We start from the raw sequence: 14,420 nt of genomic DNA on the forward strand, positions 1-14,420 counted from the left end.
ATATAAAATGTGTTCTTTAGGTTACGCATAGCAAAAAAGTTACCTCATACTATTTCCAGCATCTATCCTTAATCTTGGCGTTAACTTCAACTCAACCGCTAAACATGCGACAATGTTCGCACTGCCGGCTTAATTCTTTCGCTAAATCAGGATATTAACTGCCCATGAAGGGTAAATACAAAGCCGCTCTTGCGCTTTTACTGCTGTTCATACTGTTGCCGCTGACGCTGCTGATGACGCTCGCCCAGTGGGTCCCGACGCTCGCCGGGATCTGGCTGCCCGTGGGGACGCGCATCGCGTTCGAAGAGAGCCCGAAACTAACCCGCCACGCGCTGGTGATCCCCAATCTTCGCTATCTGGTTGAAGACTGCGAAATTGCCCGCATCGATAACGTGACGCTGTCACATCCGAGCCGCTGGAAGCTGGATATCGGCGCGCTGGATTTAAATTCCGTCTGTCTGAGCAAAATTCCTCAGTCAGCGCCTTCAACGGTCGCCCCGAAAACGCTCGCGCAATGGCAGGCAGTATTACCCAATACCTGGCTCACGATTCACCGTCTGACGCTCTCTCCCTGGCAGCAGTGGCAGGGCGAGCTGCGTGCGTCGCTGACCCCGTCCAGTCAGGAGATCGCCTATAAAGGCGAGCAGGTCAGCATTAAAGGCACGCTTCGCGGTCAGACGCTCTCGGTCAGCCAGTTCGATGTACAGCTCCCGGACCAGCCGCAGCCGATTAAGCTGGTGGGCGAATTTACCCTGCCGCTGGTACCGGATGGCGTACCGGTGAAAGGCCACGCGGTCGCGACCTTTAACGTGCCACAGTTGACGTCTCTGGTCGATGCCGATCTGGACTGGGAAGACAATCAGGGACAGCTGGTGGTGATGGCGCGGGACAATCCCGATCCGCTGCTCGACCTGCCGTGGCAGATCACGGCGGAACAGCTGAACATCAGCGACGGGCGCTGGAACTGGGATCTCTCGGGTATGCCGCTGAGCGGGCGGGTGTCCCTTCGCGCCGACAACTGGCAGCAGGGGCTGGAGAAAGCCACCCTGACCGGACGGCTGAATGTGCTTACCCACGGTGATGCGGGGAAAGGGAACGCGGTACTGAATATCGGGCCAGGCAGGCTCAGCATGGAAAACAGCGACATGCCTCTGCACCTGAGCGGCGAGGCAAAGCAAAACGATCTCATTCTTTACGCTAAATTGCCCGCAACGCTGACCGGCAGCCTGTATGAACCGAAGCTGGCCTTTGAGCCGGGCGCGCTGCTCCGCTCGCGCGGGCGCATCATTGACTCACTTGATATCGATGAAATCCGCTGGCCGCTGGCGGGCGTGAAGCTCACCCAGAAGGGGGTGGACGGTCGTTTACAGGCGATTCTGCGCGCCCATGAAAACGAGATGGGCGATTTTGAACTCCACCTGGACGGTCAGGCCAGCGACTTCTTACCCGATAACGGCCTGTGGCAGTGGCGCTACTGGGGTAAAGGCGGTTTTACGCCGATGCATGCCCGCTGGGATGTCGCCGGGAAAGGCGAGTGGCGCGACAATCTTATTGAGCTGACGGCGCTTTCCACCGGTTTTGACAAGCTCCAGTACGGCACGATGGAGGTCAGCAAGCCTCGCCTGGTGCTGGATCAACCGGTGCGCTGGTTACGTGACCCCGAAAAACCGACCTTCAGCGGCGCGCTGTCGCTTAACGCCGGGCAAACCCGTTTCTCCGGCGGCAGCGTGTTGCCGCCATCGGTCCTGACCTTTAGCGTCGACGGCACCGACCCGACTATTTTTCAGTTTAAGGGCGACCTCCACGCGGACAAAATCGGTCCGGTACAGGTAAACGGGCGCTGGGATGGCGTACGCCTGCGCGGGCAGGCCTGGTGGCCGAAACAGTCTCTCACCGTATTCCAGCCGCTGATCCCGCCTGACTGGAAAATGACGCTGCGCGACGGGGAACTGTATGCGCAGGTCGCCTTCTCGGCGGCGGCCGATCAGGGTTTTGAAGCGGGCGGGCACGGCGTGCTGAAATCCGGCAGCGCCTGGATGCCGGATAACCAGATTAACGGCGTCGATTTTTTGCTGCCGTTTCGCTTCAGCGACGGAACCTGGTCTCTGGGCACGCGCGGTCCGGTGACGCTGCGCATCGGTGAAGTGGTAAACCTGGTGACCGCGCGCAACATTACTGCCGATCTACAGGGGGACTATCCCTGGACGGAGGACAATCCGCTGCTGCTCACCAACGTGAAGGTGGAAACCCTCGGCGGGAAGATCACCATGCAGCAGCTGCGGATGCCGCAGCACGATCCGGCCCTGCTGCGGGTGGACAATATCTCTTCGAGCGAGCTGATTAGCGCCGTTAATCCGAAACAGTTTGCCATGTCGGGGCCAGTCAGCGGGGCGCTGCCGTTCTGGCTGGACAATGAAAAATGGATCATTGAAGATGGCTGGCTCACCAACCCGGGCCCAATGACGCTGCGCATCGACAAAGATACGGCCGACGCCATCGTTAAAGATAATATGGTTGCGGGTGCCGCGATTAACTGGCTCCGCTATATGGAAATTTCGCGTTCGTGGACGAGAATCAATTTAGATAATCTGGGTGAATTAACCATGCAGGCGACCATCAAGGGGAACAGCTGGGTGGATGGCAAAAGCAGCTCCGTCAACCTGAACTATACCCATGACGAGAATGTCTTTACCCTCTGGCGTAGCCTGCGCTTTGGGGACAACCTGCAAACCTGGTTTGAGCAACATGCGGCGATACCTGCTCCCCGCAGTTCGACCGGCAAGGAAAGTGAGGAACAACAATGAAAAAGATGGCTGGTGTGCTCACCGTTGCCGTTGCCGCGCTACTGACCGGCTGTACGCCGCGCATTGAAGTCGCTGCGCCAAAGGAGCCGATTACCATCAATATGAATGTCAAAATCGAACATGAGATCCACATTAAGGTCGATAAAGACGTCGAAACCCTGCTGAAATCGCGCAGCGATCTGTTCTGAGGACGCCATGAAACGAGTAGCTCTGATTTTGCTGGCGCTGGGGATGAACGTACAGGCGGCTACGCTCACCCTGAACGATGCCCGGGCGCAGGGGCGCGTGGGGGAAACCCTCAGCGGTTATCTGGCCCCGATTCAACAGGACGCCGAAACGCTGGCGCTGGTCAATCGCATCAACGCGGCGCGCACGGAAAGCTACCAGAAGCTGGCTGACAGCAATAATTTGCCGGTCGATGAAGTGGCCAAAATGGCTGGGCAAAAACTGGTTGCCCGCGCGCAGCCGGGCGAGTACGTGAAGGGTATTAACGGAAAATGGCTCAGAAAGTAGCTAGCGGTAGCGCCTGCGGTATTCACCCGGCGAGACGCCAAAACGCTGCTTAAACGCCGTTGAAAAATGGCTATGGTCGGTAAACCCCCAGCTGTAGCCAATGCCCGCCAGCTTTTCATCATCGCCAGCAGTGCGCAGTACCTGCGCGCAGAGATCCAGGCGACGGTTTTTAATGTACTGCGCGACCACCAGCCCCTTTTCGGCAAACATGCGGTAGAGGCTGCGCACGGACATACCGCTCTCGGCGGCAATCCATTCAGGACGCAGCGATTCAGACTGAATATGGTCGTCAATCAGCGCCACCACATGCTGGAACTGGCGCTCCTTGCGCGGCTGAATGATTTCACGTTGCTGGAAAGCGGGGCGCAGCAGGCAGATCATCGCTTCGAGCGCCGCTTCGCTTTCACGATCGCTCAGGTCGGCATTGCTCATACTCTCCATCAACAGGCGATGGCTCAGCTGTACCGTGGGTAAGGTGCGGGAAAGGGCGGTCGCGCAGCTTATCTCCTGGAAACGACACTGCTGCTCAATAATCTGACGCGGAACCAGGAGCGAAATCTGGCGGGATTTTTCCTGCCAGTTGATTGAACAGGGACGCGACGCGTCAATCAGCGTGATATCACCGGTTTTGAGCAGCGCGCGACGGTCATCCTGCTCAATTTCTGCACTCCCTTCGAGCTGGAACACGGTATAGAACCAGGCATCGTTACTCTGTTTGATCTCCTGACGGGAGCGGAACAGGTTAACGCCACCCGCGGTCACGGTACTGAGCTTCAGGCTGCGCGCATAGCTGGTCTCCAGCTCGCCGTAGAATTTACCCCCGGTGGGCTGCGCGTTAAAACGCCCGCAAACCTGGTTAATTTGCGCCAGCCAATGCTGATACTGTTCCTGCTCGCTTGCACACGCCATCGTTTCTCTCACTGCACCGTCAACGTTTTCGCATTGTTGCATTTGTGTTGCATTTTGTCAGAGCTATGAGGCTGACTATAGGAAAGAACACTCACCGGTAACAGCGATATAAGCGGCAATTATCGCGATTTGCGGAGCCTGTCACAGGTGGCAAAGCGAATGTCACAGAGACAAAAGCGAGAATGCAAAACCCCTCTTAGACTGGATGAACACCCTGCGAAGAATAACGAAGGAGTATCCTATGTCTGAATCACAGGTGGCTATTCAGCCTGCCGTGCAGCAGTTTTTAGACCGACAGCATGGCCTGTGGATTGAAGGGCGTCAGGCCGCGTCGGACAGTGAAAAGCGGCTGAACGTCTACAACCCGGCTACGGGCGAGGTGATTGCCTCGACTGCCGATGCCAGCGTCGATGACGTTGATCGTGCCGTCATGTCCGGCTGGCGCGCCTTTGTGGCCCGCACCTGGGCCGGAAAACTCCCGGCGGAGCGCGAGCGGATCCTGCTCCATTTCGCCGATCTGGTGGAACAGCACAGCGAGGAGTTGGCCCAGCTTGAAACGCTGGAGCAGGGCAAATCCATCAACATTTCCCGTATGTTTGAAGTCGGCTGCACCCTGAACTGGATGCGCTATACCGCCGGGTTGACCACCAAAATTTCGGGTAAGACTCTCGATCTTTCTATCCCGCTGCCGCAGGGTGCCCGCTATCAGGCGTGGACGCGTAAAGAGCCGGTTGGCGTGGTGGCCGGGATTGTGCCATGGAACTTCCCGCTGATGATCGGCATGTGGAAAGTGATGCCAGCGCTGGCAGCTGGCTGCTCTATCGTCATTAAGCCGTCTGAAACCACGCCTCTGACTATGCTGCGCGTGGCAGAACTGGCCAGTGAAGCGGGCATCCCGGATGGGGTGTTCAACGTGGTGACCGGGAGCGGCGCGGTGTGTGGCGCGGCGCTGACCTCTCATCCGCATATCGCGAAGGTGAGCTTCACCGGCTCAACGGCGACGGGTAAGCAAATTGCCCGCGCGGCGGCGGACACGCTAACCGGCGTGACCCTGGAGCTGGGCGGGAAAAACCCGGCAATTGTGCTCAAGGATGCGGACCCCGCGTGGGTGATCGAAGGCCTGATGACCGGCAGCTTCCTGAACCAGGGGCAGGTGTGCGCGGCGAGCTCGCGCATCTACATTGAGGCGCCGCTGTTTGACACGCTGGTCAGCGGGTTTGAACAGACGGTGAAATCCCTGAGCGTCGGGCCAGGCATGTCGCCGGAAGCGTTTATTAACCCGCTGGTGTCGCGCGCGCATTGCGACAAGGTGCAGACCTTCCTCGATGAGGCGAAGTCGCGCCACGCGGAGCTGATCGTCGGTAACCGGGGGCCGGAAGGCAAAGGCTATTACGTTTCACCTACGCTGGTGGTGAACCCGGATGCCTCGCTGCGCCTGACCCGCGAAGAGGTGTTTGGCCCGGTGGTCAACCTGGTGCGCGTCTCCGACGGGGAAGAGGCGCTCCAGCTGGCAAATGACACTGAATATGGCCTGACGGCCAGCGTCTGGACGCAGAATATCAGCAAGGCGCTGGAATATACCGACAGGCTGCAGGCGGGCACCGTCTGGGTGAACAGCCATACGCTGATCGACGCCAACCTGCCGTTCGGCGGCATGAAGCAGTCCGGTACCGGACGCGATTTTGGCCCGGACTGGCTGGACGGCTGGTGTGAAACCAAGTCGGTGTGCGTGCGGTATTAAAAAGCAAGCCGGGTAAGGCGTAGCCGCCACCCGGCTTTTTTTCTACAGCGACCACCGATCCCGACCTGCCTCTTTCGCCCGATACAGCGCCGCATCGGCGCGGGCGATGATCTCGGTGCCCGCTAACCCCTCGGCCATGCTCGCAATCCCCATGCTCACGGTGACATGGTCGCTGACCGTCGAGGCGCCGTGCGGTATGGCTTCCGTACGCAGGCCGTCCTGAATACGCAGGGCTACCTTTTCCGCGATGTTCTCCGGGCAATTAAACAGAATCACCAGAAACTCTTCGCCGCCGTAGCGTGACACCACATCGTCAGGCGTGCGCACGGACTGCTTCAGCACGCGCGCCACGCGCGTCAGACAGTCGTCGCCCGCCTGGTGCCCGTAGGTATCGTTGTAGCGCTTGAAGTAGTCGATATCCAGCATGATCACCGAGAAGGTTTTTTTCTGCTCAACCGCGTTCTCCAGCACCACCTCCATTTTCCGGCGATTGGCGGTTTTGGTTAACGGGTCCTGATGCGCCAGCGCGTCCAGCCGCGAAATAAGCAGCTGATTTTGCTGGTTACGTCGCCAGGCTTCGTCAAACCAGCTCAGCAGAATGAAACGCCCGCAGATCAGGATCAGCGTAAACACGCTCCAGATAACAACGAAGTGTAGGTTGAGGCCATCGTTTCGTATCCAGCTTGCTACCGGCAGGGTGATCCAGAGCGGGAGCACAAATGCGAGCAGCCCTTCAGGGTAGAAATAGAGCGCCGTCAAACCGGCGAGTAACAGAATAACGCACAGCGGCCAGACGTGCGGGAGCAGCAGCTGGGTGATAAACCAGAAGCAGGAGACCGACCAGATAGCGCTACAGATAAACAACACCACGCTGATACCGGCGATACGCCGCCAGGCCATGAGGATCAGCGCGGCCGAGAGGATGATAATACCGAGCATGGAGGCATCAACCATTCTCGTCAGCTGGGGCGAGTGGGGATAAAGGGGATCGCTGGGCTTAAGCAGAACGTGTCGCAGCAGAATCATCACCGCAAAGCTGATATTGACGAAGGCCAGCCACGGCAGGTTCATCGCCAGCCCGTGCATGACCATGGCATGGCGCGTTGGCCAGGTCGCCCGTTCCAGCGACGGTTTTTTTCTTTTTTCCATAAAGCCCTTTCCCGTCCGGGGGATAAATCATGTCGATGAGATATCTGTAACTATAAGCAAGCCAGGACGATCCTCAAACGCCAGGGCAAAAAAAACCGGGCTATTGCCCGGCGGGTGGTTATTTTTCGTCTTTTTTCTTCCCGAGCGTTGGCGTCTCGTCGAAGAAGTTCCACGGCTTAAGCAGGGTATGCACCCATTCCGTTGGCATGATCGGCCACTCTTCCGCGCGCGCCACGTGGGTGGTGCCGGTGGTCATCCAGACCACGTCATCCTGATCGTTCAGCGACTCGTTATCCTTGCTGTACTGCCCAAGGCCCGTGTCGTGGATGGAGCGGTTCGGGAATTTCCCTTCCGGGTAGAGCTCATCCGGATGGTAACGGGTCACCCACAACTGTTTGTCCATAAAGCTCAGGCGATGGTAAATCCACTCGTCCGGTGCAAATTTCGCGCCGGTTGCCACCGGGTGCGTCCCCCCCGCGTAAGGGATAATCTGGTACGAGACCGGGTTGCCCATGCGGTTCTCTTTACTTGTGTTGCTCAGCAGTCGAATCGTGCCCGGGTCGAACTTCTGCGCCGCCTGCTGCTCGGTATCAATATCGTACTGATTAATCTGCATGGTGCTGGTGCGCGGGCCCCCGGCGGTATTCGGCTTCACTTCCGGATCCATCGCCACCAGCTTGTTGTTGATGCCGTCCACGTCCATATCAAGACGGAAGTTGTAGATGTGCTGGTGCGTGGTGCCTACGATGTTGTGGTCGATCAGCGTGCCGTATTTTGTATCGTCTTTGGCGGTGGCATCGTGCATGGTTTTTGCCTGCACGCCTTTCACCGCTTCGATACCCGTCGCGCCGGCGTCAATGCCGATGGTGCCATTTTCATGGAACACCCAGTCGAAGATGTAATCGTAATTGCCCACGGTACTCACCCAGCGCACCACCAGTTCGCGGCGCTCGGTGCTTACGTTAGGCTGGCCCATCTCCTGATGCTTATATTCCGGCCCCGCGTAGCGTTCGAAAATCGCAATCGCGCGCGGGATCTCCATCGGCGAGCCGGTATAGTCCGGGATAGTTTCGTTGAGCATCACCGCGTTGGACGGCACGTCTTTACCGCGCACCAGAGGGGAGGTCAAGGTACCCATGCCGTAGTCGCCGGAATCAAGATAGGCCTTGAAGTACCAGCCCACGTCCGGATCGCCGTAAGGGACGATCATGCCGCCGAGCGACCCCTGATACATAATCTGGCGCTTTTTGCCGTTGTCGTTATACGTGACGGTTGAAATCATCGGACCGACGCGAGAGTCCAGGCTCAGGTGGAAATCCCAGTTCTGCCAGTGCACCATATCGCCGGTAATGGTGTAGTTCTTACCTTCCGGCTCGATGATGTCGAGCGGTTTTTTCGGCGTTTCTATACGATCGCGGCCATCGTAGGGGCGCGGCGTCATAGGGACCGGAACAACGGCGCCTTCTTCAATCTTCTGGATCTTTTTCTGCTCAAGATCGACCACGGCAACCAGGTTCTCAATCGGGTGCGCCCAGTAGTTGCCGTCGCCTACGTCCAGATAGCTCACCACCTTCAGCAGGCGATCTTCCTGCTTCAGGCCGTCTTTACCGTCGAAATAGCCGACGGTCAGCGGCGTGGTAATCACTTTTTTCGGGTCGGTGATGCCGTGTTTTTTAAGCACCTCGGCAAATTCCGTACTCTCGTTAACGATCTGCTGTACCGCGGTGAAATCATCCAGCAGCACCATGCCGTGCGCGTCTTTCACCGGCTCCCAGCGCAGGATTTTTTTATCCTTCAGATCCACCAGGCTTTCGATAACGTGCTTTCCATCGAGCATCACAATCTTTGCCTGACGCGGTGCATCCACCGCCGTACCGTTAAGCACAAAGTCCCACACTTTGGCTTTCTCTGGCTCTGCAAGGGCAATCTGGGTAAAGCGGCTATTAGGCTTAAAGTCCGCCGAGGCTTTCACAATCTCAACGGCCTGCTTAATTTCGTCCGCCGTCAGCGCGTTTAGCGGGTGAGGGCGTTTTTCAACCTGGAAGGTCTGGTCAAGACCGGACTGGAAAACATCGTTGATAAAGGTATCGGAAATAAAGGCTTTCTTGCCTTTCATCACCACCGGCACCTCAAGCCTGAGGGTTTTACCGTTGACGATGGCGGTTTTAGCGCCCGGCTTGACCTTCACTAAGGCACCGTCTTTCGCAATGGTGAACATCTGTGCGTAATCATCCCACTGAACGTCGGCGCCAAAGTCCTGCAGCGTTTTGTCCATCGGGACCATATGCGCCTCACTGCCGTGGGCGAAAACAGGGGATTGCCAGGCGCAACACAGCGCAACGGCCATAGCCAGCGCCGTTCTACGGGCAGAAAAAGAAGAATTGCTTCCCATCGTAGACCTCATCTTGTTGTGTTTATTGTGTTGTGACAGCCTTATCCTGACAGGCGCCTGAGAAAAGCGTTTGCCTGCATCTGCCAGGTTATTTGCCAGTCTTGCCAGGTTAAAAAAAGAGCGGGGATACATCACATGCCGGGCCATTTCCTCTCCCCACAAATGATGTCAGCACAGGCGACCCCCTCTCCCTTGAGGGAGAGGGCTGGGGTGAGGGGGAACATACGGCTGTGGTGGTCATTCCGTTCACTTTATGTTCCTTACTACTCTGTAACGACATGACCGGTGAACGTGCCAGGGTGGCTCAATCGCCACCACCCTGGCGACCCGGGCTCCCGGCGGTAAATCGCCGCTTCGCGGTGCCCTCAGCTTATTCCTTCAGGCTATCGGGTCGGGCATGAGCCTGCATCCCTGCAGGCCACGCCCTCTCGGCGCATCCCTGCGCCTCGCCTCGGCCTTACGGAAACGCTTCGGCGATTTACAGCCGGACCAGGGTATCGCTGTAAGCCATTAATTTTCCTGAAGCAATTTATCGCTTCTGGTTAAAAAAATTACAGGGATTCCTCCCCCTTTGGGGAGAGGGTCAGGGTGAGGGGCGTTAGCTGAAATCTCCCTGCTGGCGCGCCACCAGCGTCAGGATGGAGTAAAGCGCCACGGCCTGGTGGTGCTGGTTGAAGATCTCAACCGCCCATTCCACCACGCCGGTCGGTTTTTCCTCGGCGGTGCGCTGTTTCTTCAGCGTTTTACGCTTGCAGGTCAGACGTACCTGAATGGTATCGCCCGGTTTGACCGGCTCGATAAAGCGCAGGTTTTCCATGCCGTAGTTGGCAATCACCGGCCCGACGCCCGCATCAACGAACAGTCCCGCCGCGGCGGAGATCAGGAAGTAGCCGTGCACCACGCGCTCGCCAAAGATCGACTCTGCCGCGCCGATCTTGTCCATATGGGCGTAGAAGTGATCGCCGCTCAGGCAGGCAAAGTTCACGATGTCCGCTTCCGTGAGGGTGCGGCGCGGCGTCAGCAGGCTGTCGCCCGGCTGTAGCTCCTCAAAGTATTTGCGGAACGGATGCACGCGATCTTCCTGCACCGTTGCGCCACGCACCCACTGCTTGCCGATGGCGGCCAGCATGGTCGGACTGCCCTGAATGGCCGTGCGCTGCAGGTAGTGCTTCACCGCGCGCAGGCCGCCCAGCTCTTCGCCGCCGCCCGCGCGACCCGGGCCGCCGTGCACCAGCTGAGGAAGCGGGGAGCCGTGGCCGGTAGACTCTTTTGATGATTCCTCGTTAAGGATCTGAATACGCCCGTGGGCGCGCGCCGCGCCGAGAATAAACTGGCGGGCAATGTCCAGGTCTGCGGTGACCAGCGTGCCCGCCAGGCTGCCGCCGCCCGCGCGGGCAAGCTGCATTGCGTGGCGCGCGTCGCGATACGGCATCAGCGTCGCAACCGGGCCAAAGGCTTCGGTTGAGTGCACCGCCGGGGTTTCATCCGGCTGCGGGCAGAACAGCAGGGTCGGTGGGAAGAACGCCCCCGCGGCCTGCAAATCCGCTTTGCCGCCCAGACGGATCTGGCAGCCAGCGGCGATCAACTGATCCACTTTCTCCTGCACGTCCGCGCGCTGTTCGGCGTTGACCAGCGCACCCATTTTCACCCCTTCCTGCGCCGGGTCGCCCACCACCACTTTTTCCAGGCGGGCAATCAGCGCCTGGCTCACCGCGTCAATCTGGTTTTGCGGGACGATAATCCGGCGAATGGCCGTACATTTTTGCCCGGCTTTGGCGGTCATCTCGCGGACCACTTCCCGGACGAACAGGGCAAATTCTGGCTGCTCAGGGGTGACGTCTTCCCCCAGCACGCAGCAGTTCAGGGAGTCGGCTTCCATCGTGAACGGAATCGAATTCGCCACGATATTCGGGTGCACGCGAAGGCTTTGCCCGGTGCTGGCGGAGCCTGTAAAGGTCACCACGTCCTGGCTGTCGAGCTGGTCGAGCAGATCGCCCGCGCCGCCGCAGATCAGGCTGATGGCACCGTCCGGCACCAGCCCGCTGTCGACGATGGATTTCACCATCGCCTGCGTCACCTGCGCGGTGGCGGTGGCGGGTTTGATGATGGCGGGCATGCCGGCAAGCCAGGTCGGCGCCAGCTTTTCCAGCATCCCCCAGCAGGGGAAGTTAAAGGCGTTGATGTGCACCGCCACCCCGGATTTTGAGGTCAGGACGTGGCGCGCCGCAAAGCCGCCTTCTTTCGACAGCGGGATTAACTCGTCTTCCGGCCACACGGTGTCATCCGGCAGCTCGCGGCTGCCCAGGCTGGCGTAAGTGAAAAGGGTGCCGATCCCGCCTTCAATGTCCACCCAGCTGTCCGCTTTAGTCGCCCCGGTCTGGGCGGACAGGGCATAAAACGTCTCTTTCTCGCTAAGCAGGTGCTTTGCCACCGCCTTCAGCATGGCTGCGCGTTCGATAAAGGTCATCGAGTGAAGCGCTTCGCCGCCGCGATCAATCGCATAGCGGCGGGCGGCCGCCATATCCAGCCCTTCGCTGGTCACGCTCCACAGCGCTTCGCCACTGATGGCGTGATGAATAGTGCGTTCGCGGCCCCGGCCAGACTGCCAGGAACCGGATAAGAAGCTGGCTAACTGCTGCATCGCTTATCTCCAAATGTTACGTAATTTACTCATTAATAGTTTAATCATGAATCATAAAAATCAAGCGGCGTTTTTAATGAATTGTTAATGATGTGATCTGACTGGATGAATTTCAGAATACGAAGGCCCGCTTATCAAGGCTTTCAGCAAAAGGCTTGCGAGCAGCGTCACAGAATCAGGAAACAATTCTTGGGGTTATATTTAACCTTTGTGTAACTTTTAAAAAACAAAGTGATTCAACATTACGCTTTAATTTGCAAACTAACGAATCATAAAGGTGATGACGTGACGCAAGAACAACGGTTTGAGCAGCGCATAGCGCAGGAGACGGCGATTGAGCCTCAGGACTGGATGCCTGACGCCTACCGTAAGACGTTGATCCGTCAGATTGGCCAGCATGCGCACTCCGAAATTGTCGGCATGCTGCCGGAAGGGAACTGGATCGCCCGCGCCCCGACGCTGCGCCGAAAAGCGATCCTGCTGGCGAAGGTGCAGGACGAAGCCGGACACGGGCTTTACCTCTACAGCGCGGCGGAAACGCTGGGCTGCGCGCGGGAAGACATCTACCAGAAGATGCTCGACGGCAAGATGAAATACTCCTCCATCTTCAACTATCCGACCCTGAGCTGGGCCGATATCGGCGTGATCGGCTGGCTGGTGGACGGCGCGGCCATCGTCAACCAGGTGGCGCTGTGCCGCACTTCCTATGGTCCGTATGCCCGCGCGATGGTGAAAATCTGTAAAGAAGAGAGCTTCCACCAGCGTCAGGGCTTTGAGGCCTGCATGGTGCTGGCGCAGGGCAGCGAGGCCCAGCGCCAGATGCTGCAGGACGCCATCAACCGCTTCTGGTGGCCGGCGCTGATGATGTTCGGGCCAAACGACGACAACTCGCCGAACAGCGCCCGCAGCCTGGCGTGGAAAATCAAGCGCTTCGGCAACGACGAGCTGCGCCAGCGCTTTGTCGACAACACGGTGCCGCAGGTGGAGATGCTGGGCATGACGGTGCCCGATCCCGACCTGCGCTTCGATGACGAGAGCGGTCATTACCGCTTCGGCGAGATCGACTGGCAGGAGTTTGACGAGGTCATTATCGGGCGCGGCATCTGCAACCACGAACGCCTGGCCGCCAAGCGTAAAGCCTGGGAAGAGGGCGCGTGGGTGCGGGAAGCCGCGCTGGCGCACGCCGAAAAACAGCGCGCCCGTCAGGCCGCATAAAGAGGAAATAACCATGAGCAATGTCTACTGGCCGCTATACGAAGTGTTCGTACGCAGCAAACAGGGGTTATCCCACCGTCACGTGGGCAGTCTGCATGCCGCCGACGACCGCATGGCGCTGGAAAATGCGCGCGATGCCTACACCCGGCGCAGCGAAGGGTGCTCTATCTGGGTGGTTAAGGCGAGCGAGATTGTCGCGTCCCAGCCGGAAGAGAGCGGCGAGTTTTTCGACCCGGCGGAAAGCAAGGTCTATCGACATCCGACGTTCTACACCATCCCTGACGGCATCGAGCACATGTGAGGCAAAGAATGAATTCAGTGACTGCCTATGCCCTGCGTCTGGGCGACAACGGTCTGGTGCTTTCCCAGCGTCTCGGCGCCTGGTGCGGCCACGCGCCGGAGCTGGAAATCGACCTCGCGCTCGCCAATATCGGTCTCGACCTGCTGGGCCAGGCGCGCAATTTCCTGACCTATGCCGCGGAGCTGGAAGGCCAGGGCGATGAAGACACGCTGGCGTTTGGTCGCGACGAACGCCAGTTCCGCAACGTCCTGCTGGTGGAGCAGCCGAACGGCAGCTTCGCCGACACGATTGCCCGCCAGTACCTGATGGATGCCTGGAACGTGGCGCTGTACGAACGCCTGACCCAAAGCCGCGACGGCCAGCTTGCCGCCATTGCCGCCAAGGCAATTAAAGAGGCGCGCTACCACCTGCGCTTCAGCCGCGGCTGGCTGGTGCGTCTGGGCGACGGCAGCGAAACGTCCGCGCAAAAAATGCAGCAGGCCATCGACAGCCTGTGGCGTTTTACGGCGGAGCTGTTTGAGGCGGATGACGTTGAGCTGGAATTGATTGACGCCGGTGTGGCGGTTGACCCGCGCCTCCTGCGTCAGCCGTGGGAAAGTGAAGTCTTTGCCGGTCTGAATGAAGCCTGCCTGCAGGTGCCCGCCGAGGTGGCGTACCGCACCGGGGGCAAGAGGGGGCTGCATACCGAACATCTGGGCCCGATGCTGGCGGAAATGCAGTATCTCCAGCGCGCGTATCCCGGTCAGCAGTGGTAA

The 14,420-nt window shown here is 58.7% G+C and carries 11 protein-coding genes; 7 read left to right on the plus strand and 4 right to left on the minus strand.

The features are described from left to right. Positions 1-164 precede the first annotated feature (164 nt). Genes FOY93_RS10470 through FOY93_RS10480 form a run of 3 tightly spaced genes read left to right on the plus strand, consistent with a single transcriptional unit; the run spans position 165 to position 3,317 of the window. A complete protein-coding gene (locus tag FOY93_RS10470; protein WP_133294320.1) occupies positions 165-2,804 on the plus strand; it encodes a YdbH family protein in 2,640 nt (879 codons plus the stop codon). Next, entirely contained in the window at positions 2,801-2,992 is a 192-nt protein-coding gene (locus tag FOY93_RS10475; RefSeq protein WP_014169918.1) for a YnbE family lipoprotein, read from the plus strand. Before FOY93_RS10470 ends, FOY93_RS10475 begins: the two co-directional genes overlap by 4 nt. A gap of 7 nt (positions 2,993-2,999) precedes the next feature. Further along, positions 3,000-3,317, plus strand: a complete 318-nt coding sequence (locus tag FOY93_RS10480) for a YdbL family probable chaperone protein (protein ID WP_115874948.1) — start codon at positions 3,000-3,002, stop codon at positions 3,315-3,317. On the opposite strand, the gene feaR is transcribed toward FOY93_RS10480, so the two are convergent. Further along, a complete protein-coding gene (gene feaR, locus FOY93_RS10485) occupies positions 3,318-4,226 on the minus strand; it encodes a transcriptional regulator FeaR (protein WP_143345721.1) in 909 nt (302 codons plus the stop codon). Between the two features lie 241 nt (positions 4,227-4,467). Here feaR and FOY93_RS10490 point away from each other — a divergent pair, with 241 nt between their 5' ends. Beyond that, complete coding sequence (locus FOY93_RS10490; protein ID WP_143345047.1) at positions 4,468-5,967, plus strand: aldehyde dehydrogenase family protein; 1,500 nt, start codon at positions 4,468-4,470, stop codon at positions 5,965-5,967. Positions 5,968-6,009: 42 nt separating this feature from the next. On the opposite strand, the gene FOY93_RS10495 is transcribed toward FOY93_RS10490, so the two are convergent. From FOY93_RS10495 to paaZ, 3 genes are all read right to left on the minus strand, one after another. Next, complete coding sequence (locus FOY93_RS10495; RefSeq protein WP_136194791.1) at positions 6,010-7,116, minus strand: GGDEF domain-containing protein; 1,107 nt, start codon at positions 7,114-7,116, stop codon at positions 6,010-6,012. A gap of 118 nt (positions 7,117-7,234) precedes the next feature. Then, complete coding sequence (gene tynA / locus FOY93_RS10500; protein WP_143345048.1) at positions 7,235-9,508, minus strand: primary-amine oxidase; 2,274 nt, start codon at positions 9,506-9,508, stop codon at positions 7,235-7,237. Positions 9,509-10,106: 598 nt separating this feature from the next. Continuing rightward, positions 10,107-12,149, minus strand: coding sequence for a phenylacetic acid degradation bifunctional protein PaaZ (gene paaZ, locus FOY93_RS10505; RefSeq protein WP_143345049.1), 2,043 nt, complete (start codon positions 12,147-12,149; stop codon positions 10,107-10,109). 285 nt (positions 12,150-12,434) lie between these two features. Here paaZ and paaA point away from each other — a divergent pair, with 285 nt between their 5' ends. Genes paaA through paaC form a run of 3 tightly spaced genes read left to right on the plus strand, consistent with a single transcriptional unit; the run spans position 12,435 to position 14,420 of the window. Next, positions 12,435-13,364: a 1,2-phenylacetyl-CoA epoxidase subunit PaaA gene (paaA, locus tag FOY93_RS10510; protein WP_232057385.1), complete on the plus strand. Its 930-nt coding sequence runs from the start codon at positions 12,435-12,437 to the stop codon at positions 13,362-13,364. 13 nt (positions 13,365-13,377) lie between these two features. Continuing rightward, positions 13,378-13,665 (plus strand): 1,2-phenylacetyl-CoA epoxidase subunit PaaB, encoded by a 288-nt coding sequence (paaB, locus tag FOY93_RS10515; protein ID WP_003857353.1) that lies wholly within the window; start codon positions 13,378-13,380, stop codon positions 13,663-13,665. An 8-nt stretch (positions 13,666-13,673) separates the two neighbouring features. Continuing rightward, positions 13,674-14,420 carry a 1,2-phenylacetyl-CoA epoxidase subunit PaaC gene (paaC, locus tag FOY93_RS10520; protein ID WP_133294325.1) on the plus strand — a complete coding sequence of 249 codons (747 nt, stop codon included), beginning with the start codon at positions 13,674-13,676 and terminating at the stop codon, positions 14,418-14,420.

Origin of the sequence: Enterobacter sp. 18A13, assembly GCF_007035975.1 — a bacterium.
In the GTDB taxonomy this organism is placed as follows: Bacteria; Pseudomonadota; Gammaproteobacteria; order Enterobacterales; family Enterobacteriaceae; genus Enterobacter; species Enterobacter vonholyi.